Below are 21,981 nucleotides of genomic sequence, written 5' to 3' on the forward strand. Positions count from 1 at the left end.
TGCGCCGTCAGGGAGTCGAACCCCGAACCCGCGGATTAAGAGTCCGCCCAGGTCTGGCCGCCCTATGCTGCCTGGTGTCGAATTGTGTCGCTGCCTATACGTCCGCCCCCGTTTGTGTGTCGCCCCGTGACGCTTCGTACCGTCCTCTACGGAAACCGTCGAGCGACCACCGAGCGACCACATCCACCGCGAACGCTAGCCGCTTATGGCGATGAAAGTCGCGCCGCCGTGGTCGCTGAAGCGAACCTGTCGGTTACAGGTGAAGGTGAAGCCAGATCATCCGACGTGAAAGTCTCGCATTTTCTGCTTGCCATCCTCAGTCCAATGGATGCGGACAACCGGATCTCCGGTGCTGGAAGTGCGGATGACGTGCACACGTCGGGTTTGACCTCGATGAATTATCGTGGGAGCACTAGGGTCAGTCAGGATCAGGTCGCCGTCGTTAACGCTTTCGAATGTGACATCTTCGGCGTCGCGGCTACCGATGTTGGTTACCTCAAGCCAACGTCGGGTCCTGTAGCGAGGCTTCCCTTTTGAGTTGAAACCCGACACCTCGCGCTCCTGCTGCGGTTGCACAACAAACTCAACGCCAGTCGGCTCTTTTCGGGATGGTGTGCTCCCCTCCGGAAATAGTGTCGCGATGTCGTGTTCGATCGCCTTCCATACCTCGTGGTTGAGCTGATCTGTGTTGCTGAACTCTCCGAGTAGACCGCGATTTTGCACCTCGTTTTTGAAGGCTCTAAGGGCTTCGAGTTGTGCCGTGTCGATGTCATGTGGCAACGGTGCTGTGGAGAAGTAGAGGTGTACGGGTTTACCCATGGCCAGTGCGCGGTCGATCTCTTCCGCAGTTCCAGAGACGGCGTCTGGCGTGGGCGAGCCAAGGCGCCCACCGAACAGAGCGAATACTATGTCAGAGTCGTCGACGCCTTGGGCGTTGATGAGTTTCTGTGGGTGGGCCCCCAGGAGCGGCACTGCAGAGGTTTCCCATCGCCACGGTTGAAGGATGACACCCTTCGTCTGAGCGTTAGCGTTGTTCCATCCATGGATTGCCTTCTTCACCGCGTCACGGGCCTCGGGGACATCGGACGGCGAGGCAATCATCACTCGAAGGACAGTAGCGCTATAGGGCATGGGTAATAGCCTACGCGCTTGCGCCGATGTGCGCTGCTAGGTTACCCGTCACGGATCTCGTAGCAGACTGGCAGCTCCGCGTCTTGTGTGACCTGTTTGGCGACTGCAGTTTTCGTCACTGGGGTTGACAGCTCATCGTCGTGCATGACGGTCGCGGCACAGTCATTCAACCGAGTTGCGCCGGGCGACGGCACCGGGCGCAGTGCAGTATGGGATCACAGCCTTGCAGCTCGAGGACCGGGAGGCCACGCTCACGCGGTTAGGCCCGAACACCACAGTGATCTACACACTAAGAACTCGTCTCATTTGGTGAGTCGGCGGTGGCAGATGAGAGCGCGGGCAATGGCGGTGAAGGCCAGGAAGTGCTCGGCCTTGCGTTCGTAGCGGCGGTGCAGACGGCGGCATCCAAGGAGCCAGGCGATGGTGCGTTCGATGGTCCAGCGGTGGCGGCCCAGCCGCTGGGAGGAATCGACGCCTTTGCGGGCCAGGCGGGGGGTGATGCCGCGCGAGCGCAGCCATCGGCGCAGGTGGTCGTAGTCGTAGCCTTGTCGCCGTGGAGCTTGGCCGGGCGGCGCCGGCGGGGCCCGCGGCGCGAGCGGATCGGCGGGATGCCGGGGACGAAGGGCTGCGGGGCCTGGCTGTCGTGCAGGTCGGCCGGGGAGATCGCGACACTGATCGGCAGACCGGCCCTTTCGGCGATCACGTGGATCTTCGACCTGTTCTTGCCGCGCTCGACAGGATTCGGGCCTGCCGGCTCCCCCCCTTTGAGCGCCCGCATGCCGGCCGAGTCGATCGCGCACCGCGACCAGTCCAGCTCTCCACGCGAGCCCAGCTCGTCCAGGATCAGCCGGTGCAGCCTCGGCCACACCCGCGCCTTGGTCCACTCGGTGAAAACGGCGGTGCGCCGTGGGCCCGGACGGGCCGAAGACCGGCGGCAGCTGCCGCCAGGTGCAGCCGGTGGTCGCCACGAAGTGATCGCGGCCAGCACCTCACGGTCGCCGTACCGGCGCCGGCCGCCGCCCTGGGGCCGAGTCGGGGCAGGTGGCACCACCCGCTGGAACAGCTCCCACAACTCGTCTGGAACCAGCCGCTCGACCATTACCACGAGCGACAGAGTACCGTTCAAGCCAAATGAGACAAGCTCTTAGGCAGGTATTCACCACGGACGGAGTGCCCGAGTGCCGGGTGACCAGCGCCAGATCGGCGAACAGCCAGGTAACCGGCGATCGGGGTTCGAGAGCTGTCGCTTAATCTCTGGCAGTACGGGGGCTGCGGCCCTAAATCCAGGCCCGGAAAAATCGTTTGGCGGGCGAGAGCGCACTGTCTCGACCGCCAAACAATTACGTGGTCAACTTTAGTTTGTGGCGGTCATCCTTCGGAAGGACGGTCTTTAGCCTGCTCAAGGGCTTCGGCGATGGCAGTGAACTCGGCCAATGCTGCCTGTAGGTCCTCCACGATCTCCCGGGCGATCACGTCCGGAGGCAACAGGCTGTCGGCATCCTCCAGGCTCTGGTCCCTGAGCCAGGTGATATCGAGATTGACCTTGTCGCGAGCGAGTAGTTCCTCATAGGTGAACGCCTTGAATCGTTCAGTCTCGATCCGATTCTCGCGTGGCTCACCGGGGCGGTAGCACTTCACGAAGTCATCCAGGTGCTCACGAGTGAGCCGGTTCTGCTTGAGGGTGAAGTGCTGGCCGGTTCGGAAGTCGTACACCCACAGCTTCGAGGTCCAGGGTGACTCCGGCCGGGCCGGCTTCTTGTCGAAAAAGAGCACGTTGGCCTTGACACCGCCCGCGTAGAAGATCCCGGTCGGCAGCCGCAGTAGCGTGTGCACGTCGAACTGCTTGAGTAGCCGCCGCCGGATCGTCTCGCCGGCTCCGCCCTCGAACAGCACGTTGTCGGGCACGACCACGGCGGCCCGGCCAGGAATGCCGAGCATGGATGCGATGTGCTGGACGAAGTTGAGCTGCTTGTTCTTGGTGGTAACCCAGAAATCCTGCCGGGCGTACTCAATGTCCTCCCGGCTGGCTTGCCCATCCTCGGCGACGACGGTGATGGACGACTTGCGGCCGAACGGCGGATTGGCGAGGACTATGCTTGGATAGATGTGGGACGGCTCAGCCAGCGCGTCCCGCACCTCGATCAGGGAACGCCCGGTGGGCTTGCCGATGCCATGCAACAGCATGTTCATTGCCGCCAGCCGGGCCGTACCGTCCACCAGCTCGACTCCGCTGATGCCACCACCGGCGAGCCTGTCGCGCTGCTCGGGCGTAAGGTTTCTGTTGTGATGTCGCTGAATATAGTCGTGTGCCGCCAGCAGAAACCCACCTGTACCGCAGGCTGGGTCACAAATCGTATCCTCCGGGCCCGGCTGAATGCAGTCGACTATGGCGGAAATCAGCGCACGGGGCGTGAAATACTGTCCGGCCCCGGACTTGACGTCCTCAGCCCCCTTGGCCAGTAGTTCCTCATAGGCGTCGCCCTTCACATCGACGCCCTGGCTGGACCACTGCTCCTTGTCGATCAGATCGACGATCAGCCTCTTGAGCTTGGCCGGGTCCTGGATGCGGTTCTGCGCCTTGCGGAAGATGACCCCCAGCGTGTCCTTGCGCTGCCCGAAGTCCCGCAGGATGTGGTTATAGGTGTCTTCCAGCGCCTGCCCGTCGGCGTCCAAGAGCGACTGCCAGGCGTCCGCCACCGGCTTGAGCGCCAGGTCTGGGAAAGCCTTGCGGGTGGCCCGCTCGTGCCCCATCTTCAAAAACAGCAGGTACGTGAGCTGCTCCACGTAGTCGATCGTGGAGACCCCGTCGTCCCGCAGCACATCGCAGTAATTCCATAGCTTCGCGACCAGCCGCCGCGTCTCCGGAGTATTCACACCAACGTCTCTTTCTGGGGTACCGTGCCGTTCTTTCCTCGCCGCCCCCGCCGCCCGGGCTGCCGCGCTGCCCGCTCGGCTCGAATTCGTTCCAGTAGCACTGAGGCGGGCTCATCCGCCGGGTCCTGCTCCACCAACCGCCCCGCGAACGCCTCCGCCAGCAGTGCGCGTCGCAGAGCCTGTGCTCGATTTGTACCGGCGTCGACCGCGTCGGCAAGGCGCTGGATGGCGGCGAGCTTTTCATGCACTTCTGCGACGATGCGTTCCTGCTCCTCCATCGGGGGGATTGGGAACTCGACTTTCTTCAGCCGGGTAGCCGAAAGGTGTGCGATGTTCGTGGTGATACGGAGCTCGCGGATGAAACGTCCGGCGTGCATATGGCGGCGGAAAACCAGCAGCGCCCATTCCGGCAGGACGCCGGGTCCGGCGCGGAACCGGAGTAGACTGTTGGTGAATGCCACGTTCTCAGGGACGCCTCGATACATTGCAGGACGGCCGAGAAATTCAGGGCTCTGACCCTCGTTGAGGAGGATGTCCTTGTCCATGAGGCGGTATCGTTCGAAAACTTCCGGAGGGAAGTCCATCTCCATGAGGTCGGATGTATCAATACGGTCCTCGAAGACGTTGGCCACTCGCAGATACGGGCGCATGTGAGGGCCGGTGTGCCAGTCCGGATGTCGTGCTCGTCCGAGCTCGACGCTCCCTGCGTCGGCAACGGACACCAGCTTCCAGTGGTCCGGCCCCGGTACTGGCACCGCCTCCACCAAAATCCGTTTGGTCAGCAACTTCAGCCGTTGTGCGACGCGAGACACTCCTGCGTCCGCTGCAGTTAGGCGGGAGAGGTGGTGTTCGAGGGCGGCGACGATGCGGCGCTGTTCGGCGGTCGGCGGAAGATTAACGGGCAATCGACGGAGCTTTTGCTGGGGCAGATGTTTGATGGTGCTCCCTGTCGCGTACTGGGTGAGCAGCCCGGAAAGGCTCATGTGCTCCAGCAGATAACGCAGGTAATTGGCCTCAACCCCACTATGTGGTCGGACGCGATGCAAGGCCTTTTGGTAGGCCATGTACTTGGCGCTACCTGGCCAGATGGCGCAGCGGCCGATTTCTCCACCCTCGCACACCAACAGATCGCCCGGCTGGAGTCGAAAAAGCTCCCTCTCCTCCGGGGGGATGTCCATCGTAAGGATATTATTGAGATCGATACGCCCCCATTGAACATTCACGTTTCGCAGATATGGGACAGCGTATTTCCCGGTGGCCTTGCTGCGGTCGAGCATCTTGCCAAGCGACGTTTCGGCGATCTCTCCTAGAGTAGTTTTAGCCCAGCCAGGAGGAAGGTCTGTCATACGGTCAGGTTCCGCTTCTGATCAAGGATGCAAATCCGCAGCGTAGCTTCCATTACGACGGTCTGATGTGGTTCGGGTAGCAGGTCATGCGATAAGGTTCTCGTTCAAGTTTGTGAGGAGGGTTTCAGCCTTGTCGTCGCCGAATGCATGCAGGAAGCCGTCGATGCCGCCGCGGCCGGTGAAGGGGGGCTTGTCCAGTTCGGTGGGATCGATGGCGGCGTGGGTGATGATCACGTCGCGGATGCGGTCAAGCCACCACCGTTGGTCGGCGGTGAAGGTGACTCCGGCCTGCTGCTGCTTCACAAGCCAGGCAGCGTAGCGCTCCTCGACGACATCCCGGTGCGGTTTGGGCTCATCATCCAAGCCTAGCTCGTACCGGATCAGGCCGATCAGGTCGATAGGGCCGTGCTTTGCGCCGGGCTTGCTAGCGACCAGGTTGAGGCGCTGGTAGGCCTGCCAGAGCTCTTCGGGGGTCCACTCGTGCGGAGGGCGGGCGATGCGTGCGGCGAGTTCCTTGAGTTTGGCGTAGGCGACGCGGCCGGGCATGCCGCTGCGGTAGGCGGCTTCGATCGCGGTGATCTCGTCGCGGTGTTCGGCCAGGTAGGCCCGCCAGGACGTGATGATCTCCTGGGCGCGCAGTTTGGGGTCCTGGGGTGCGGCCGCGATGAGGGTGTCGCGGTTGACCTCGTCCCAGATGATGTCGTGGGCGCGGCGGATCTCCAGCAAGCGCTGACGCAGGGCAGGATTCTCGGCGAGTGGCCGGACCGCCTGGACCACCAAGGCGCGGACGGCGGCGTCACCGCCGCTCTCCTGGGCGGCTTGCAGGGCGTCGGGGTCGGCGCAGCTCGACACTGAGGAGATCACCTCGTGCAGAGGGTGGCCGGCCAGCTGTTCCAGCTCGGCGCGTTCGTCGGGGGTGATCTGTGCGTTGAGGCGCGCGAGCCGTCCGGCCAGGGTGGATGCCTCGTCCGGGGTCAGGGTGAGGGTTCCGGCCTTGTCCAGTAGTTTCTTGAAACTGATCTTCTTCTCGCCGTACTGGGCGAGCGGGGTGGCGTCCACGCGAGGCGAGTCGGTGACGCCGACTGCGTCGACGATGACGAAGTGGGTCTTGGCATCGGTGTCCGGGGTGACCTGCTTGAGCTCGGCAGGGTCGACGGTGCGGACGCCGCGGCCCTTCATCTGCTCGAACAACGACCAGCTCTTGACCTCGTTCAGGAAGAACACGCACTCCAGTGGGCGGATGTCGGTGCCGGTGGCGATCATGTTGACGGTGACGGCGATCCGCAGATCCGGGGAGTTGCGGAACTCGGCGATCAGGGCGTCGGGGTCGTTGGTCCGATAGGTGATCTTCTTGCAGAAGTCGTTGCCCTTGCCGAACACCGTGCGGGTCATCTGCACGATTTCCTCGGCGTGGTTGTCGTCCACGGCGAAGATCAGCGTCTTGGGCACGTACGTACGGCCGGGGAAGATCTCGGTGAACAGCCGGTCGCGGAAGGTTTCCAGCACCAGCCGGAGCTGTCCGGTACTGATCACCTTGCGGCCGAGCTGAGACCCGGTCCAGGTCAGGTCATCGTCCAGCTCCTCGTACCGCCTGCGGCGGGTGGGACGGCTCATGACCGGCACGACCGTGCCCTGCTCGATGGTGGCGCCCTGCTCGGTGTGCTCAGTGCGGATGCGGTAGACGTCGAAGTCGACGTTGACGCCATCAGCCACCGACTCCCGGTAGGTGTACTCGCTGACCAGGTTCTGGTGGAAGAACCCGAAGGTCTGCTTGACCGGAGTGGCGGTGAGGCCCACCAGGTAAGCGTCGAAGTACTCCAGCACCTGCCGCCACACGCCGTAGATGGAGCGGTGGCACTCGTCCACGATGATCAGGTCGAACGTCTCCGGCGGCAGGTCGGTGCTGTAGTCCACCTCGACCACGCCGCCGGTGTCGGTCTGGTAGGAGTCGAGGTCCTCGTTCTCGACGTCCGGATCCACCGGCTGGCCCCGCAGCCGTGAGTACAGGCGCTGCACGGTGGAGATTACGACCTTGGTCGAGTCCTTCATCGGGGCGGCGCCGAGCCGTTCGACGTTGTACAGCTCGGTGAACTTACGGCCGTCGTCGGGCGTGACGAAGTTGTCGAACTCGCTGTACGCCTGCTTGCCGAGGTTGTTGCGGTCCACCAAGAACAGCACCCGCCGAGCCTTGGCGTGCTTCAGCAAGCGATAGATCTGGGTGACCGCCATGTAGGTCTTGCCCGCCCCGGTCGCCATCTGGATCAGGCTCCGCGGCTCGTCACGCGCCAGCGATGCCTCCAACCCGGTGATCGCGCGAACCTGCGCGGCGCGCAGACTCCGGGGATCGAGCGGCGGCAGCTCCCGGAGCCGGGCACGGAACGTGGGGACAGCGGGCTCGGCGTCCGCCTCCCGCATCCAACGGGCCAGCGTCTCCGGCCGATGGAACGAGAACACCCGCCGAGCACGCGGGGCCGGGTCGAGCGTGTAGGTGAAGTGCGTCTCCACCGCCGTGGTCTCGTACCGGAAGGGCAGCGGCATCCGCCAGGCGGCGACCTGCTGGGAGGCGGTCAGCGAGTCGGCGTAGCGGGCCGACTGGGTCTCCACCGGGGTCAGGATCGTGCCTTCCCGCTTGGCCTCGATCACCCCTACCAGCGACTGATCGACCCACAGCAGATAGTCGGCCACGCCTTTGGCGGTCGGCACCTCCCGGACGGCAACCCCCTGGGCGGCGAATAGGTTGACCTCGTCTGCGTCCTGTACGGCCCAGCCGGCCAGCCGCAGCATCTCGTCCACCCGTTCGCGGACCTCGGCCTCGGTCAGTGGCGTCCCCGCAGCCTGCTGAGCACGGGCGATGAAGGCGTCCCGCTGCGCCGCGCCGACCTTCGGTGCCCGGGCCATCTTCGCGTCTAGGCGTGCCCAGGCCTCGGCCGCCCGCTGTTCACTCTGCTCGACCAGGGCACGCAGCTGCTCCCGGTCGGCCAGCACACGGGCCAGTTCCTCCTCGGCCTGCCGCCGGGCCCGGGCCTCAGCCTCCAGCTTGGAGATCTGACCGTCCCGCAGCACCTTGACCTCGGCCAGCCGCTGCCGGTACTCCTCCAGCTCACGCCGCAGCTCAGCCAGCTCATCCCGTTCCGCTGCAGACCCAGGGGCCTGCGTCGTCGGATCGGGTGGCGGAACGAACCCGAGCGGGCCGGTCTCGCCGGTCACGGCACGGTGAAACCACACCCCCAGCTCAAAGCACGTCCGCACGCACTTCAAGGCCTCCCGTGCATCACCCCAGTGCGTATGGACGGCCCGATTCCCCGAAATACGGACGTCATCAAAAGCCTGACGCACAGCCGGCACCAACACACCCGCTTGGCTGAGCGCCTGAATCCGAGCACTCTGCGTTGTCCCCTGCACAGGCGTCTGTGTTCGACTGACCAGCAACTTCGCCAACGTCTCGGTGAACCGCCGGGCCTTGCCCATCGATGCGTCCGGATCGCTATAGACATAAGCCTCAGCAGCCGCCCCGTCCGCGACCAGCAGCGGCTCGTGCTCCTTCAGGAACCCGAAATTGCGCGACCGCCTAGCCAGCTCATCGATCGGCCCCACCACGACTCCTCATCCGCCCTCGACGCTGAGCCGAACGTTGCAGGATAATCGGCCTAACTATCCACCTGCAAGATGTCCTTTGGCCAGTTCCGGCCACTTCCCGTGGATATGCAACCAACAGGAAGGTGTTGTGACATGCTCAATCTCGACCCTTGCATAACCTCGAGAAGTAGGGCGGAACGCACGAATTGCGTTCCGGCTAGAATAAGACGCTTAATAATTCGAAAGAAGTTGTCGCGGCAGAAGTAGGCGCAGCGGTAAGTGAGATGGGTAGCAAGTGTGACGGCGCCCCTCGCAACTGCGAAATTTTAAGATTCCTCGGTGAACATCACACGCGGCGCTGTGCGGAAGAAAAGATCACCGGGGCAAAGGCTGTCACGAATGCCATGGCGGTCGGGCTGGTCATCGAAGTCTGGCGTAACGGCCCCGTTGAGAGTATGCATGCCAGCCGACGCGGTCCCAGCGATGCGGCAATGTTTGCCGAGTCGACTGCCCTGCACGAGAAGGCGATCGAGGTGCTGACCGCAGAGAACGTCGTCTATGCCCTCTTCGACTTCGAGGAGCATCTGCTCGACCGTACGCGACCATGGGCAGGCACCGGCGGGAAAACTCTCCGGGATCTGGGCTACGGCTTTCTCGGCCAGTACTCCAAGCATGTCAAGGAGCGGACGAACGCTCTGGCGAGCCTCATCGACCATACGTGCGTTCAGAACCCTCTAGAGGTCTACTTGGTGAATAAAGCCCTTATGTTCGGCCGCGCACATAAGGGCATGCCTCGCTGGCCCATCATCGTTGAGCGCATCGGCGCCCTCCTAGCCGACCCGAACCACCCGGCATGGTACGAAGACGGCCACGGAGCACGCGCACTTGCTGAGATGCCACAGCAGACACCACCGATCGACCAGCTCACTGCCACCCTCCTCACCTCTCCATTCACCCTCCCAGATGAGGTCCTGGAGTGGCTGAGCTGCCATTTGTTGTTCTGTGCCGGGCCGCCGTACTCGCCCGTATGGGAGGAGAGCCTGTAACTCGAAGTGTGTAAAGGTGATCTTGTCGTGGGTCCGGTTGTCTTTACTGGATGCGGCCTGGGTAGGCGGCGGCGAGTTCGTTGAGCGCTTCGGCCCAGCCGTAGGTCTTGGTGCCCTCGATGAGCCGTCCGGGGTAGCCGGTGCGGGCTCCGTCCTGGCGGGTGCGGGCGGCGCGTTGGCGGGCGCGTTTGTCCTCGATGTTGACGATGGCCGGCCACAGCAGCTTGACCACCGCGTCGTCGGTGGGGAAGTGCCCGCGGGCCTTGGTGACTTTCCGGAGCTGGTAGTTGAGGGATTCGATGCTGTTGGTGGTGTAGAGCAGCTTGCGGACCGCGGGAGTGAAGGCCGGGAACGGGATGAACCGTTCCCAGGCCGCCTCCCACGCCCGCACGGCCTGCGGATATCGGCGGCCCAGGTCGGTGCCGGCGAAGGCGGCCAGGGCGTCCAGGGCGGCGTCGGCGTCGGGCGCGGTGTAGATCTTGCGCAGTTCGGCGGCGACGGCGGCGCGGTGCTTGCGCGGGACGGGGCGCAGGCTGTTTCTGATCAGGTGCACCACGCACGACTGGACGGTGGTGCGCGGGAACGCGGTGGTGATGGCGTCCTCGAACCCGGCCAGCCCGTCGCAGCAGGCGATGAGGATGTCGGTCACGCCGCGGTTGCGCAGGTCGGCGACCACGCCGCGCCAGAACGCGGCGCCCTCGCCGGTGGGGCCGTCGGCGGCCTTGGGCACCCAGATGCCCAGCACGTGCTTGTCGCCGTCGGTGTCGATCCCGACCGCCAGGTAGGCGGGTTTGTTGTGCACGACGTGGTTGTCGCGGACCTTGACCATGAGGGCGTCCAGGAACACCACCGGGTAGATGGGGTCGAGCGGGCGGCGCTGCCAGGCCTTGACCTCCTCCATCACCTGCTCGGTGATCCGCGACACCGTCTCCGCCGACAGCCGGGTGCCGTAGACCTGGTCGAGGTGGTGGACGATGTCGCGGACGGTCATGCCGTGCGCGTACAGGCTGATGACCATGTCGTCCAGGCCGCCGGAGACACGCCCGGCGCGTTTGGGCACCAGCACCGGCTCGAACGTCCCGGCGCGGTCGCGGGGCACTGCAAGCCGTACGGGGCCGACCCCGGTCTGCACCGTCTTGGAGATCTTGCCGTTGCGGGAGTTGCCCGTCCCGTATCCGGCGGCAGCGTGCTTGTCATAGCCCAGGTGGGCGGTCAGCTCGGCCTCCAAAGCCCGCTCGAGCACGGCTTTGACCAGGTCGCCGAGCATGGATCCCTCACCGGTCAGGCGCAGCCCGCCGGCCTCGTCGCGGGAACGGGCCAGCAGTTCGTCCAGCAGCCGGTCATCGACCAGCTCCCGGATCGGACGGCGCGTGCTCTCACGCTCGGACTCGCTCATCTCCGCCACGGTAGACGCAAGATCACTCACAGTGGCCGAGGTCGGGCTGTCGACACGGTCGATCACGGACATGATGTGTGTTTCTCCCCCCGAAGAACTGGGTGTGGTCACCCACTGATCACCTGCTGCCCAGCAAGATCACTTTCCACACCTGGAGAGATACCTCCTGGGAGGAACATCACTCGGAAGAACAGGGACAGTGAAGTTGACTCAGTATGTCGCTCAGTCTCGCTGGTCGTTGCCGATAGACCTAGATATTTGAGGTCTGACGTTGGTGTGGAGCCGGGGGCTGAGGTGGTGTCCACGGCGGTGGTGTACGAGATGCCGCAGGTGAAGAAAGTGTCGTCGTGACGTGAGACGGCCATCGCGTGATCGGTCGAATCGACCGAGATCAGAAGGAGACAAGAACGCGACGACCGTAGACAATATCCTGAACCCTGCGGGCTGGTTGGCCTAGCAGATTGGGGAGTGCGAGCCGGATCTTCCAACCTGCGCAGTGGGGCCTACTTCCCCGAGTGATGCTCCGGAGTTGCTGCTGGTCCGTTCGAGGCTCAGGCCCGTGGAGCGGGGGCGTCTGGCCGCACGGTTGAGTGAGGCTCCCGGTGCCCAGGGTAGATCGTGGTTGCCACGCAGCATGTGCTGAAGGTTTTCGAATTACCGAGCCGCTAGGTATACACGGCAGGTACGCAGTCCCTGCTCTTGGCTTGTTCAACAGCGCTGGCAGTGCCTTCTCCAAGGTGGTTGCGGCTGTGGTGTGTGGCTGGGGTTGGATGGTGGGGATGCCTTCGTCGTCTTCTTCCAGTGCGCAGGCTGCGCGGCAGCGGTTGGCGGATCGGTTGCGTGAGCTTCGCGTGGCTGCGGGGATCTCTGGGGTGGAGTTCGCGCGGCGGGCGGGGTGGCGGGATTCGTCGAACGTGTCGAAGATCGAGCGGGGTGTGCGTCCGGCGTCGGTGGAGCATGTGCGGCTGTGGTGTGCGATCTGCGGGGCGTCGGAGCAGCGTCTGAACGAGCTCTTGGCGGAGCAGGCTGCTGTCGAGCGGATGTGGGTGACCTACCGGCAGCTCAACCGCGGTGGGCTCAAGGGGGCCCAGGAGTCGGTGCGGGACCGGTATGAGCGGGTCAAGCTCATGCGGGTCTACTGTGCGCACGTGATTCCGGGGTTGCTGCAGACGCGGGCGTACACGACGGCGGCGTTGGAGTCGATCCGCGTTGAGCAGCATGTCGAGGTGGACGACGTCGCCGAGGCCGTGGCTGAGCGGATGGATCGGCAGCGGGTGTTGCGGCGGCCGGATGCGCGGTTCGTGTTCGTGTTGGAGGAGCAGGTCCTGCATCACAGGGTCGTCCCGGCCGAGGTGCACGCCGAGCAGTTGGAGCATCTGCTGGCGGTGGCGCGGTGGCCGTCGGTGTCGCTGGGGATCATTCCGCTGGATGCCGGCCGGACGGTGGACGGGCATCGGGTGTGGCCGGAGCACACCTTCGTCATCAGCGACGCCGAGTTGGTCACCGTGGAGTTGGTGTCGGGGTTCTTGTCGGTGTCGCAGCCGGCGGAGATCGCCGATTATCTGGCCGTGTGGAAGAGGCTGATGGCGTTGGCGGTCACGGGGGAGAAGGCTCGGCGGATCATCACCAGTGTCCGTGAAGCGCTTGACGCTTGAAGCCGGGGCGGGCGAGGGTTCGACACGGGGTCGGCGAACACGTGTCAGGCTCGGTGTCGGAACGGAGGACCGTGATGCCGCTCGATCTGGTCGGTGAGGATCCTGACTCGCCCGAGGGGCGCTGCCCCGCCGTGTACGTCGACCCTGAGAGCGGGGACTTCTACTTCCAGGGGCTGCTCGTCACCGATCCGTTGGTGCTCGCCGAGATCGGCAGAAACGGTACCCTGCACGCTGATGAGGCCGTGGTGCGGCTTCCGGCGCGCATGGCGTCGATCATCGGCGAGGCGGCCGCCGGCACGTACGAGCCGGGGCGTCTTGGGCACGGTCCGGCGGACAGCACCGAGGTGCTCAAGGTCGCCAAGCACAGCGCGCTGCACTTGGAGATGCGCGACACCTACGACCCGTCTCATCCCGCCTACCAGGAGTTCTTGGCGGGCGGGTCGGGCTGGTACGAGATGACGAATTGGCGTCAGATCGTGCAGGACGCGGTGGGCCGCGGGGTGACGATCCGCCGCGCCCGTGTGATTTCTGTGCCGCCGTCGGACTACATCCGGTGGGAGCACATGCTCACGTCCCAGAACGTCGAGGCCGGAGAGGACGTGCGGTGGCTGCCGCGTGACCGGGCCTGGGACCTGATGCTGCCGGGCGCGGACTTTTGGCTGTTCGACAACAAGCTGGTGATGTTCAACTTCTGCGAGGGGGACGGGACCGAGATCCCCGAGGAGAAGAGCAGCAACGATCCGGCCGTGGTCGCGCGCTGTCTGGCGGCGTTCGAGCAGGTGTGGCAGCGGGCGATCCCGCACGACCAGTTCCAGCTCCCCTGACCGCACCGCTCCGCCCGCCTCACCTTTCTGTGGTGGGCGGGGCGGGGGCCAAATTCCGCCAAATCTCTTCCCGGTGGCGGTCCAGGCGCGCGAGGGTTCTCGGTGACACCGCGCATCGCCCCGAGGGAGCCGTCTTGGTCGCCTTTCTGCCGGTACACGCCGTCGGCAACACTGTGACGTTCGTGCACAGCTGGCCGGGTGTCCCGGCTGGAGCTTCGGTGCCGGACGCGCTCTTGCATGATCAGGATTGGGCGCGCCGGGTTGTGCAGCGGACATGCTCCTGCTCGAGCAGACAGGCCGACGAAATTGGGCAAGTCGGTCTCGTGTGAGCTGCTGAACAACGTCGAACAACGGGGGAGAGCACGTGATTCAGGCAGTGGACAGGACCGGCGACTCTGAGCAGGCGGCGCGCTTGCGTGACGAACTGGTCGACACGCTGCTGTCGAAGGGGCAGATCGTCTCGCCTGCGGTGGAGAAGGCGTTCCGCACGGTTGCGCGCGAGGCGTTCGTGCCGGCTGACACTCCTCTCGACGTGGTCTACAGCGTGGACCGCGCGGTGGTGACCAAGACCGATGAGCACGGCGGACACCTGTCGTCGGTCAGCGCCGCCTACATTCAGGCCCGCATGATCGAGATGGCCGACATCCGTCCCGGCATGACCGTGCTGGAGATCGGCTCGGGCGGCTACAACGCCGCGCTGCTGGCCGAGGTCGTCGGCCCGGGTGGGCATGTGGTCAGCATCGACATCGACAGTGAGATCGTCGAGCGTGCCGTCGTCCTGTTGGATCGGGCAGGGTACGGCGATCGGGTCAGCGTCATGCAGGCGGACGCCGAACATCCTGTGCCCGGTTTCGGTCCGTTCGATCGGACACTGGTCACCGTGGGGGCGTGGGACATTCCCCCGGCCTGGCTGGACCAGCTGATCGCCGACGGTGTGCTGGTGGTGCCGCTGCGCATGAACGGCATCACCAGGACCATCGCTTTCCGCCGCGACGGAGATCATCTGGTGAGCAGTGACGTTGAGGTGGCCGGGTTCGTGCCGATGCAGGGGCAGGGGGCGCACGTCGAGCGGACGTTCCTGCTGCCGGACTGGCACGGCAAGCATCTACGGCTGCAGTTCGACGCTGAGGTTCCCGACACGTTGCATCTGCTGGATGGGGTGCTGGCGAGCGAGCCGGTGTCGGTATGGTCCGGCGTCACCATCGGGAAGAGGGTCTCGTTCGCCGACCTGCATCTGTGGTTTGCAGCGTTCTTGCCCGGCTTCTGCCGGATTACCGCTGACCCGGACACCGAACTGGCGGCGGAGCTGGGCAAGACGTGGTTCCCGGTCGGCGGTGTGCGTGGGGACTCCGTCGCCTACCTGGCAGTGCGTCCGGCGATGGACGGCGAGGGCGTGGAGTTCGGCGCCACCGCCTACGGCGTCCACGGCCAAGCCGCGGCCACAGCTGTTGTGGAACAGGTCCAGGCGTGGGATCGCAACGGACGTCACCGCGCGCCGTCGTTCGCATTCTGGCCGACCGGGACCCCTGTTCCCCCGCTTCCGGATTACTCGGCGGTGCTGGAAAAGCACCATGGCGCCGTCTCGATCTCCTGGCTCCCGTCGAGCTGACCAGCCTGTCCGGCGAGCCAGAGAGCACCGCACCGTTCACCCCCGAAGTGTGTGAGGAGTGAGCTGATGGCTCTATCCCTGACCCTGGACGCCATCGAACCCGTCGACGACCAGGCCGAGGTCGCCGAGGAGGAGTTCGTGCTGGACATGCGCGTGGTGGAGTCCACCACGCCGCTGGTGGCCATGATGTGCTCCACCAGCGACGGCTGCGGCAGTACCTGCAGCACCAGCGCATGCAGCACCAGCTCCAACGACCCGTTCTAACTGCTTGAACGCCTACCCGGGGGCGGCGCCACCAAAAGGGCTGTCGCCCCCGGGCAGGGCCTGGTGTGAAGAAGGGAAGAGGGCTGTGGCGGTTCCTCGTCGTTTTCGCCACGCCGGATTCGTGCTGGTCCGTGCGACCACATGCCCCCCGGGCATGACGCCCCCCGGCGACTTGGACCTGACCGACCCCACCGCCGTGGAGCGGGAGGGAGCCGCGTGGTTGGCGCACATCTGGGCGCGCTGCGAGGTGCGCGAGGCCGTAGGACTGTCCAGCCCAGACCTGGCCGCCGGTGTTGAGCGCCTCCTGGCAGACGGCTGTCCCGCAGGGCGGCGGCTTCGCCGCACGGTGGCATCGCTGGCGTCATACATGCTGCGGTGGGAGCGGCGCGCCACTCCCTTCGGGATGTTCGCCGGAGTCACCACCGCTGCTCTCGGGCCGGCGGCGGCGAAAGTCGGCACTGGTCACCGCGTCGTCGTCCGTGCCGACGCCGAATGGCTCACCGAGCTGATCAACCACATAGAGCAGAACCGTGCCCTGCGGATGCGGCTGTCGGTCGTCACGGACAACACCGGAACCGTCCGCGACGGCCACTTCATCGTCCTCCGCAGAGCCGACCTCGGGGCGCGATCGCCGGGGCCGCTGAGGGAAGCATCGGTGCGTCTCACCGCACCCATCGCCTACGCCCTCGACCAGGCCGTCAGGCCCCAGCGGCTTGCTGTGCTGGCCGATCGCATGTCCCAACGGTTCCCCAGCGCCGGCGTTGACCAGATACACCGGCTGCTGCATGGCCTGATCGACGGCGGATTCCTCATCACCAGCCTGCGTCCCGCCTCGACCATTGAAGACCCGCTCAACCACCTCATCCAGGAGCTCCGCCGTGCAGGTGTCCACGAGACCGCAGACGAGGAGCTCGCCGAGATCGCCGACCTGCTCGACCAACTGGAGGCCGTCAACGCCCGGCTGGTCGAACACAACACCACCGCCGACCCGGTGCGATCGGCGACCCTGCGCGCCGAAGTCACCGACACGATGCGCAGCCTGGCGACCGGCACGGGGCATGTGCTGGCGGCTGACCTACGGCTCAACGCCTACATCACCATGCCTGAACCGGTGCTAAAGGAGGCCGAACGCGCGGCCGATGTCCTGCTGCGACTATCGGCACAACCGTTCGGCACGACGGCGTGGCTGGATTACCACGCCCGATTCCGCGCCCGCTACGGCACCGGTGCGCTCGTCCCGATCCGGGAGCTGCTCGCCGACTCGGGACTGGGGTATCCCCACGGCCACCTGGGTGCGCCCCGTGCACGCCCCGCATGGCGTGCGCTGACTCAACGCGACGCCACATTGATGGCGATGATCCAGCAGGCACTCGTGGACGGGCTTGAGGAGATCAGGCTGTCCGACGCCGATGTGCAGGCGCTGATGATCGGCGACCAGAACGAGGCAGTGGTGCCGCCGCGTATCGAGCTCGGCGTTGCGCTCCATGCCGACTCCGCAGAGGCGATCAACCGCGGCGACTTCACCCTCCACGTGGTGGCTGCGCCGCGCGCCCACACCAGCATGATCGGCCGGTTCGCCTACCTGCTTGACGAGGCCGACCGCGCTCGTCTCGCCCGCACCTACGCGCCCGCCGACGGCGATGCTGTGGTGGCGCAGCTGTCGTTTGCGCCCCGCCGCCCGCACAACGACAACGTCGTGCGCGTTGCCCCACACGCTGGGACGGTCGTGCTGCCGCTGGCCGAACACCCCGACACCGCCCACGATCACTCGTGTGCCAGTGGTGCTGGGCGTGGCGTGCTCAGCTTGGACGACCTGGCGGTCACCGCAGACGCCGATCAGATGTACCTGGTGCAGCGCTCCACTGGTCGGCGCGTGCTCGCCTACATCCCCCACGCTTTGGACACCACGGTGCAGACGCCGCCGTTGGCGCGGTTCCTGGCAGAAGTCGCCGATGCGCGCAGCGCCGTGTTCGGCCCGCTCGATTTGGGAGCAGCCCGCACCCTGCCGTACGTCCCCCGCATCCGCTACCGGCGCACGGTGTTGTCTCCCGCACGCTGGCTCCTCAACCAGGGGGACCTGACCGCAACCAGTGACGACTGGGAAGAGGCCTTGCGTAGATGGCGCGACCGATGGAAGGTGCCCGCCCGCGTCGTGCTGTGCCACGGGGAACTGCGTCTACCGCTGAACTTGGACCAGCCCTTGGACCGCTGGCTGCTACGCACCCGGCTGAACAAGACCGAACAAGTCGAGCTTCGCGAAGACGCCTCGACCGCCGGCCAGGGCTGGGCAGAACGCGCCACGGAACTGGTGATCCCGATGGTCGCAGCCACTGCACCGACGCGGCGGCTGCCGGCGACCACGCCACCCGGTGTCGTCCACCAACCGGGTGATGCACTGCTGCTGCGGGCGCACCTGGTGGGCAACCCCGCGCGGTTCGACACCATCCTCGCCCGCCACCTGCCCGCGTTCGTTCACCAGGTCGGCGCACCGATCCGGCGGTGGTGGGCGAGCAGGCACCGCGACCTGATCCGCCTAGAGGCCGACCAATACCTCGTGGTGCTGTTCCGGCTCGCCGATCAATCCCAGTACGGGCCGGTGGCTGCACGGCTGGCCGCCTTCGCCCAGCACCTACAAGCACGCGGCCTGCTCGCACAGCTCGTACTGGCTCCCACCGCAGAACAATCCGGCCGCTACGGGCACGGCCCGGCCTTGGAAGCCGCCGAGGAAGTGTTCACCGCCGACACCGCAGCCGCCATCGCCCAAATCACGATGGTCCAAGCCGCCGGAGTGGCGGCACAGGCCGTCGCGGCCGCCTCAATGACGCATCTCGCCGCATCGTTCGCCCCCGATACCGCAACCGGCTACCGCACGCTAGTCCGCTGCGCAAAGCAACGGCTCGGACCCGTGGCCCCAGACGTACGCGACATCACCTTCCGCTTGGCCGACCCCGCGGACGACTTCGCCGCCGTCCGTGCCCTGCCATGCGGAGACGCAGTCGCCACCGCATGGCAGAACAGGGCCCGCGCATTGGCCACCTACCATCACCTACTCGCCCAACAGCGCAATCCTGAAGACCTGTTGACGACGCTCCTGCACGGACACCACGTCCGGGCGCTCGGCCTCGACCCCGAGCATGAAGCCACCACCATCCGCCTGGCTCGCGCTGCCGCCCTCCGCAACCTGGCCACCACATCACCCTCTGCAGGTGCCCAGTGACGTCGACTGCGGCAATCTCCCCCGATCAGGCGCACCACCAATCCCTGGCGGACGGTACAGCCGGCACTGCGCTCCTTCACATCGAGCGTGCCCTGACAGGTCATGGCTCCTGGGCCACGGCACACGCACTGATCCGGAAGGTGGCCGCCGGCCCGATCGATGCAGGTGACCACGTAGGCCTGTACTACGGGGCACCCGCCGTCGCGTTCATGCTGCACACTGCCACCAGCGACGGCCAGCCCCGGTACGAGCAAGCACTCGCAACGCTGGACCGCCACGTGGCACGCCTTGCCCGCCGCCGCCTTAACACCGCCACCACCAGAATCAACGCAGGCCAATACACCCGGTTCAGCGAGTACGACCTGTTCTACGGCCTCGTCGGCATCGGCGCACTCCTGCTCCTGCGCCAGCCCGACAGCGACACCTTCGGCGACGTACTGCGATACCTGGTACGGCTTACCCACCCCATCCGCCACGACGGGATGGAACTGCCCGGCTGGTGGGTCACACACGACCCCGACCCAACCCTCCCGACACCCGGTGGACACGCCAACCTCGGCATGGCACACGGCGCGGCCGGAATCCTCGCACTCCTAGCCCTGGCCACCCGCGCCGGCCACGTCGTCGAAGGACAGCACGAAGCGCTCGAACGGCTAACCGACTGGATCGAAAACTGGCGGCAACACTCACCAGACGGCCCCTGGTGGCCCCAATGGATCACCCTCCCCGCCCTACGCACCGGCCGCCCCACCCAGCAACGCCCCGGACGCCCCTCATGGTGCTACGGCACCCCCGGCATCGCCCGTGCACTCCAGCTCGCCGCCCTCGCCACCGGCGACACCACACGACAACACACCGCCGAACAAGCGCTACTGGCCTCCCTGACCGACCAGAACCTGACGCAGATCAGCGACCCCGGAATCTGTCACGGCCTCGCCGGGCTCTACCAAACCGTCTACCGCGCCGCCGGCGACAGCACCAACCCGGCACTCCACCAGCAGCTGCCCGTCTTGGCCGCCGCGCTCACCGCACACACCACCCCCCACCACGAAAGCTCAGACGAGGGGCTGCTGACCGGCAAAACCGGAACCGCACTGGCCTTGGAAACCACGCGGCGCACCGCGCCACCCCACTCGGGATGGGACGCATGCCTGCTGATCACCTGACCGAAGCCACCCCCACCCAACTCGCCGCCGGCGTACTCGCCGTCCTCGCAGGCACCCCACCAGAAGCAGCCGCGCGAAAACACGGCCTCCAACCCGACCAGCTCACCGAAGCCGTCCAGGTGTACCTGGCCGCCGGGTACGCCGCGCTAGAACGCCACACCGAGCAACAGTGGCAACAAGTGCTCGTGGAGTGGCCCGCATGGCAGCAGGCCGAAAAACTCGCCGCTACGCACCTTCGGCCACGCCTGGACGACCTGCACCATCACGAAGTCATCGGCGGGTGGTGGTTTCTACGCAAACACCCCTACTGGCGGATACGACTGCGCGTACCCGTCCCCGGCCTGGCTGCCGCCTCGGCCGTCGCCGACGCCGTCACCGAGACAATGACCGAACTGACCGACCTCGGGCTGATCGCAGGATGGCGGCGTTCGATCTACGAACCGGAGCACGCCGCGTTCGGCGGCCCCACAGCCATGGCCACCGTCCACGACCTCTTCTGCGCCGACACCCGCGGCGTCCTCGACTACGCCCTCGCCGCATCGCCACCACTCGGACGCCGCGAAATGTCGATCATGCTCCTCCAGTCACTCCTCCACGGCGCGGGACTGGACTGGTTCGAAAGCGGCGACGTCTTCCACCGAGTCGCGCAACTACGCCCCGCCCCATCCCGCTCGACAACCCCAGAAGCAATCGACACCCTGGCTGACCAGATCCGGACGCTCATACACGCCGAAGCCGAAGCCACCGACCCCCTCTTTGGCCCTGGCGGTCCGGCCGCGTTCGCAACTGCCTGGCGGGAAGAACTTCACGCAGCAGGACGGCGACTCGGAGCAGCCGCAGCCGACGGTCACCTCGACCGCGGCCTGCGTGCGCTACTCGCCCACGTGGTGATCTTCCACTGGAACCGGCTCGGCCTATCGGCCACCACGCAAGGCGTCCTCGCTCGCGCCGCCACCGCCGCCTTTCTGCCACGCAGCTAACTCACCCAGCTCCTTTGAACGTCTAGGAGCACCTCATGTCATCGACACCAAGCTGAAAGGCGCGGCCCGACACGTCACTCTTCCCGGGATATCTTCGTTCAACGCGTCCGTCTATGAGGTCTTTGGCGAGGGCGCGGTTGATGGTGGCGTCACGCTCCCGATAGGCCGGGATGGCGCGGTGCCCGGCTCGTATGTAGAGGCTGAGCGCTTCGGTGTTGCGCGAGCCGGTTTCGAGGATGATCCGGCGGGCGCTGGCGGCATGGGCGGCCTGTTCCAGGTTGTCCAGGATCCGCCGCCCTAGACCGCGTCCGCGGTGCGTTGGGGTCACGTACATTTTCTTGATCTCTGCGACGCCGGGCCGATAGGCGCGCATGCCGCCGCAGGCGCAGGGGATGCCGTCGGCGTAGGCGACGAGGAAGACGCCCAATGGCGGGGCGAAGTCTGTGGGGTCTTCGTTCGGTGCGTCGGCGAAGCCATATCGACCGACCTGTTCCAGGTAGAGGTCGTCGACAAGGCTCCGGACGTCGGGATGGTCGTAAGGACGAGGTTGGATGACGAGGTGTGGATCGTCGTCACGGGGAGGTTTGGCCGGTGCCATCCCTCCATGGTCACGCAGTACGGAGGGCGTCATCCAACTCGGGATGCAGGCCGCATGCACGCGCTCCTCAGCTCCAACGCGGAAGACGGCGTAGGGCTCGCTCTTCCGAAACTTTGAGGCCTTGCTCAACTGCGATGACTTGTTCACTCGTACTTTGAGCAAAAATCCGTCGCCGCCGATATCGCCCGCCTCAAGCTGTTCGAAGATCGGCTCGAGAGAGCCTAGGAACTCACCGCCATGGTGGAGAGGTGAAAGCGCATTACTGGTGGTGACCTGGTCGCGACTGGCTTACACGCGGA

14 protein-coding genes and 1 pseudogene are annotated in these 21,981 nt (G+C 65.7%); 8 read left to right on the forward strand and 7 right to left on the reverse strand.

The genetic code is table 11. The features are described from left to right. Positions 1–276: 276 nt before the first annotated feature. From AR3_RS29660 to AR3_RS14675, 5 genes and pseudogenes are all read right to left on the reverse strand, one after another. The gene (locus AR3_RS29660) at positions 277–1,101 is read right to left on the reverse strand and encodes a DUF4062 domain-containing protein (protein ID WP_245637890.1); all 825 of its coding nucleotides are present in this window, start codon (positions 1,099–1,101) and stop codon (positions 277–279) included. Positions 1,102–1,433: 332 nt separating this feature from the next. Beyond that, positions 1,434–2,230: pseudogene (locus tag AR3_RS30585) on the reverse strand (IS5 family transposase). A 269-nt stretch (positions 2,231–2,499) separates the two neighbouring features. After that, the gene (locus tag AR3_RS14660; RefSeq protein ID WP_067914535.1) at positions 2,500–4,005 is read right to left on the reverse strand and encodes a class I SAM-dependent DNA methyltransferase; all 1,506 of its coding nucleotides are present in this window, start codon (positions 4,003–4,005) and stop codon (positions 2,500–2,502) included. Then, positions 4,002–5,351 (reverse strand): restriction endonuclease subunit S, encoded by a 1,350-nt coding sequence (locus AR3_RS29675; protein ID WP_083951515.1) that lies wholly within the window; start codon positions 5,349–5,351, stop codon positions 4,002–4,004. The genes AR3_RS14660 and AR3_RS29675 overlap by 4 nt, the downstream gene beginning before the upstream one ends. Before the next feature lie 84 nt (positions 5,352–5,435). After that, positions 5,436–8,945, reverse strand: coding sequence for a DEAD/DEAH box helicase family protein (locus tag AR3_RS14675; RefSeq protein ID WP_217998550.1), 3,510 nt, complete (start codon positions 8,943–8,945; stop codon positions 5,436–5,438). 266 nt (positions 8,946–9,211) lie between these two features. Between AR3_RS14675 and AR3_RS14680 the strand changes: the two genes are divergently transcribed. Next, positions 9,212–9,973, forward strand: a complete 762-nt coding sequence (locus AR3_RS14680; RefSeq protein WP_146150388.1) for a hypothetical protein — start codon at positions 9,212–9,214, stop codon at positions 9,971–9,973. A 43-nt stretch (positions 9,974–10,016) separates the two neighbouring features. On the opposite strand, the gene AR3_RS14685 is transcribed toward AR3_RS14680, so the two are convergent. Further along, a complete protein-coding gene (locus AR3_RS14685) occupies positions 10,017–11,369 on the reverse strand; it encodes an IS256 family transposase (RefSeq protein ID WP_067914590.1) in 1,353 nt (450 codons plus the stop codon). 779 nt (positions 11,370–12,148) lie between these two features. Here AR3_RS14685 and AR3_RS14690 point away from each other — a divergent pair. The 7 genes from AR3_RS14690 (at position 12,149) to AR3_RS14720 (ending at position 21,084) form a co-directional block, all read left to right on the forward strand. Beyond that, complete coding sequence (locus tag AR3_RS14690; RefSeq protein WP_227023394.1) at positions 12,149–13,024, forward strand: helix-turn-helix domain-containing protein; 876 nt, start codon at positions 12,149–12,151, stop codon at positions 13,022–13,024. A gap of 74 nt (positions 13,025–13,098) precedes the next feature. After that, positions 13,099–13,848: a DUF6879 family protein gene (locus AR3_RS32200; protein WP_227023392.1), complete on the forward strand. Its 750-nt coding sequence runs from the start codon at positions 13,099–13,101 to the stop codon at positions 13,846–13,848. Positions 13,849–14,212: 364 nt separating this feature from the next. Next, positions 14,213–15,457 (forward strand): methyltransferase, FxLD system, encoded by a 1,245-nt coding sequence (fxlM, locus tag AR3_RS14700; protein WP_067914544.1) that lies wholly within the window; start codon positions 14,213–14,215, stop codon positions 15,455–15,457. A 66-nt stretch (positions 15,458–15,523) separates the two neighbouring features. Beyond that, positions 15,524–15,721 carry an FxLD family lanthipeptide gene (locus AR3_RS14705; RefSeq protein ID WP_067914546.1) on the forward strand — a complete coding sequence of 66 codons (198 nt, stop codon included), beginning with the start codon at positions 15,524–15,526 and terminating at the stop codon, positions 15,719–15,721. 172 nt (positions 15,722–15,893) lie between these two features. Further along, positions 15,894–18,938 carry a lantibiotic dehydratase gene (locus AR3_RS14710; RefSeq protein WP_227023391.1) on the forward strand — a complete coding sequence of 1,015 codons (3,045 nt, stop codon included), beginning with the start codon at positions 15,894–15,896 and terminating at the stop codon, positions 18,936–18,938. After that, entirely contained in the window at positions 18,935–20,104 is a 1,170-nt protein-coding gene (locus AR3_RS14715; RefSeq protein WP_067914550.1) for a lanthionine synthetase C family protein, read from the forward strand. Before AR3_RS14710 ends, AR3_RS14715 begins: the two co-directional genes overlap by 4 nt. Next, positions 20,086–21,084 (forward strand): thiopeptide-type bacteriocin biosynthesis protein, encoded by a 999-nt coding sequence (locus AR3_RS14720; RefSeq protein WP_067914552.1) that lies wholly within the window; start codon positions 20,086–20,088, stop codon positions 21,082–21,084. The genes AR3_RS14715 and AR3_RS14720 overlap by 19 nt, the downstream gene beginning before the upstream one ends. Positions 21,085–21,106: 22 nt before the next feature. Here AR3_RS14720 and AR3_RS14725 read toward each other — a convergent pair whose 3' ends face one another. Beyond that, a complete protein-coding gene (locus tag AR3_RS14725; protein ID WP_083951518.1) occupies positions 21,107–21,682 on the reverse strand; it encodes a GNAT family N-acetyltransferase in 576 nt (191 codons plus the stop codon). Between the last annotated feature and the right edge of the window lie 299 nt (positions 21,683–21,981).

It is taken from the genome of Actinomadura rubrobrunea NBRC 15275 (assembly GCF_001552235.1).
GTDB lineage: Bacteria > Actinomycetota > Actinomycetes > Streptosporangiales > Streptosporangiaceae > Spirillospora > Spirillospora viridilutea.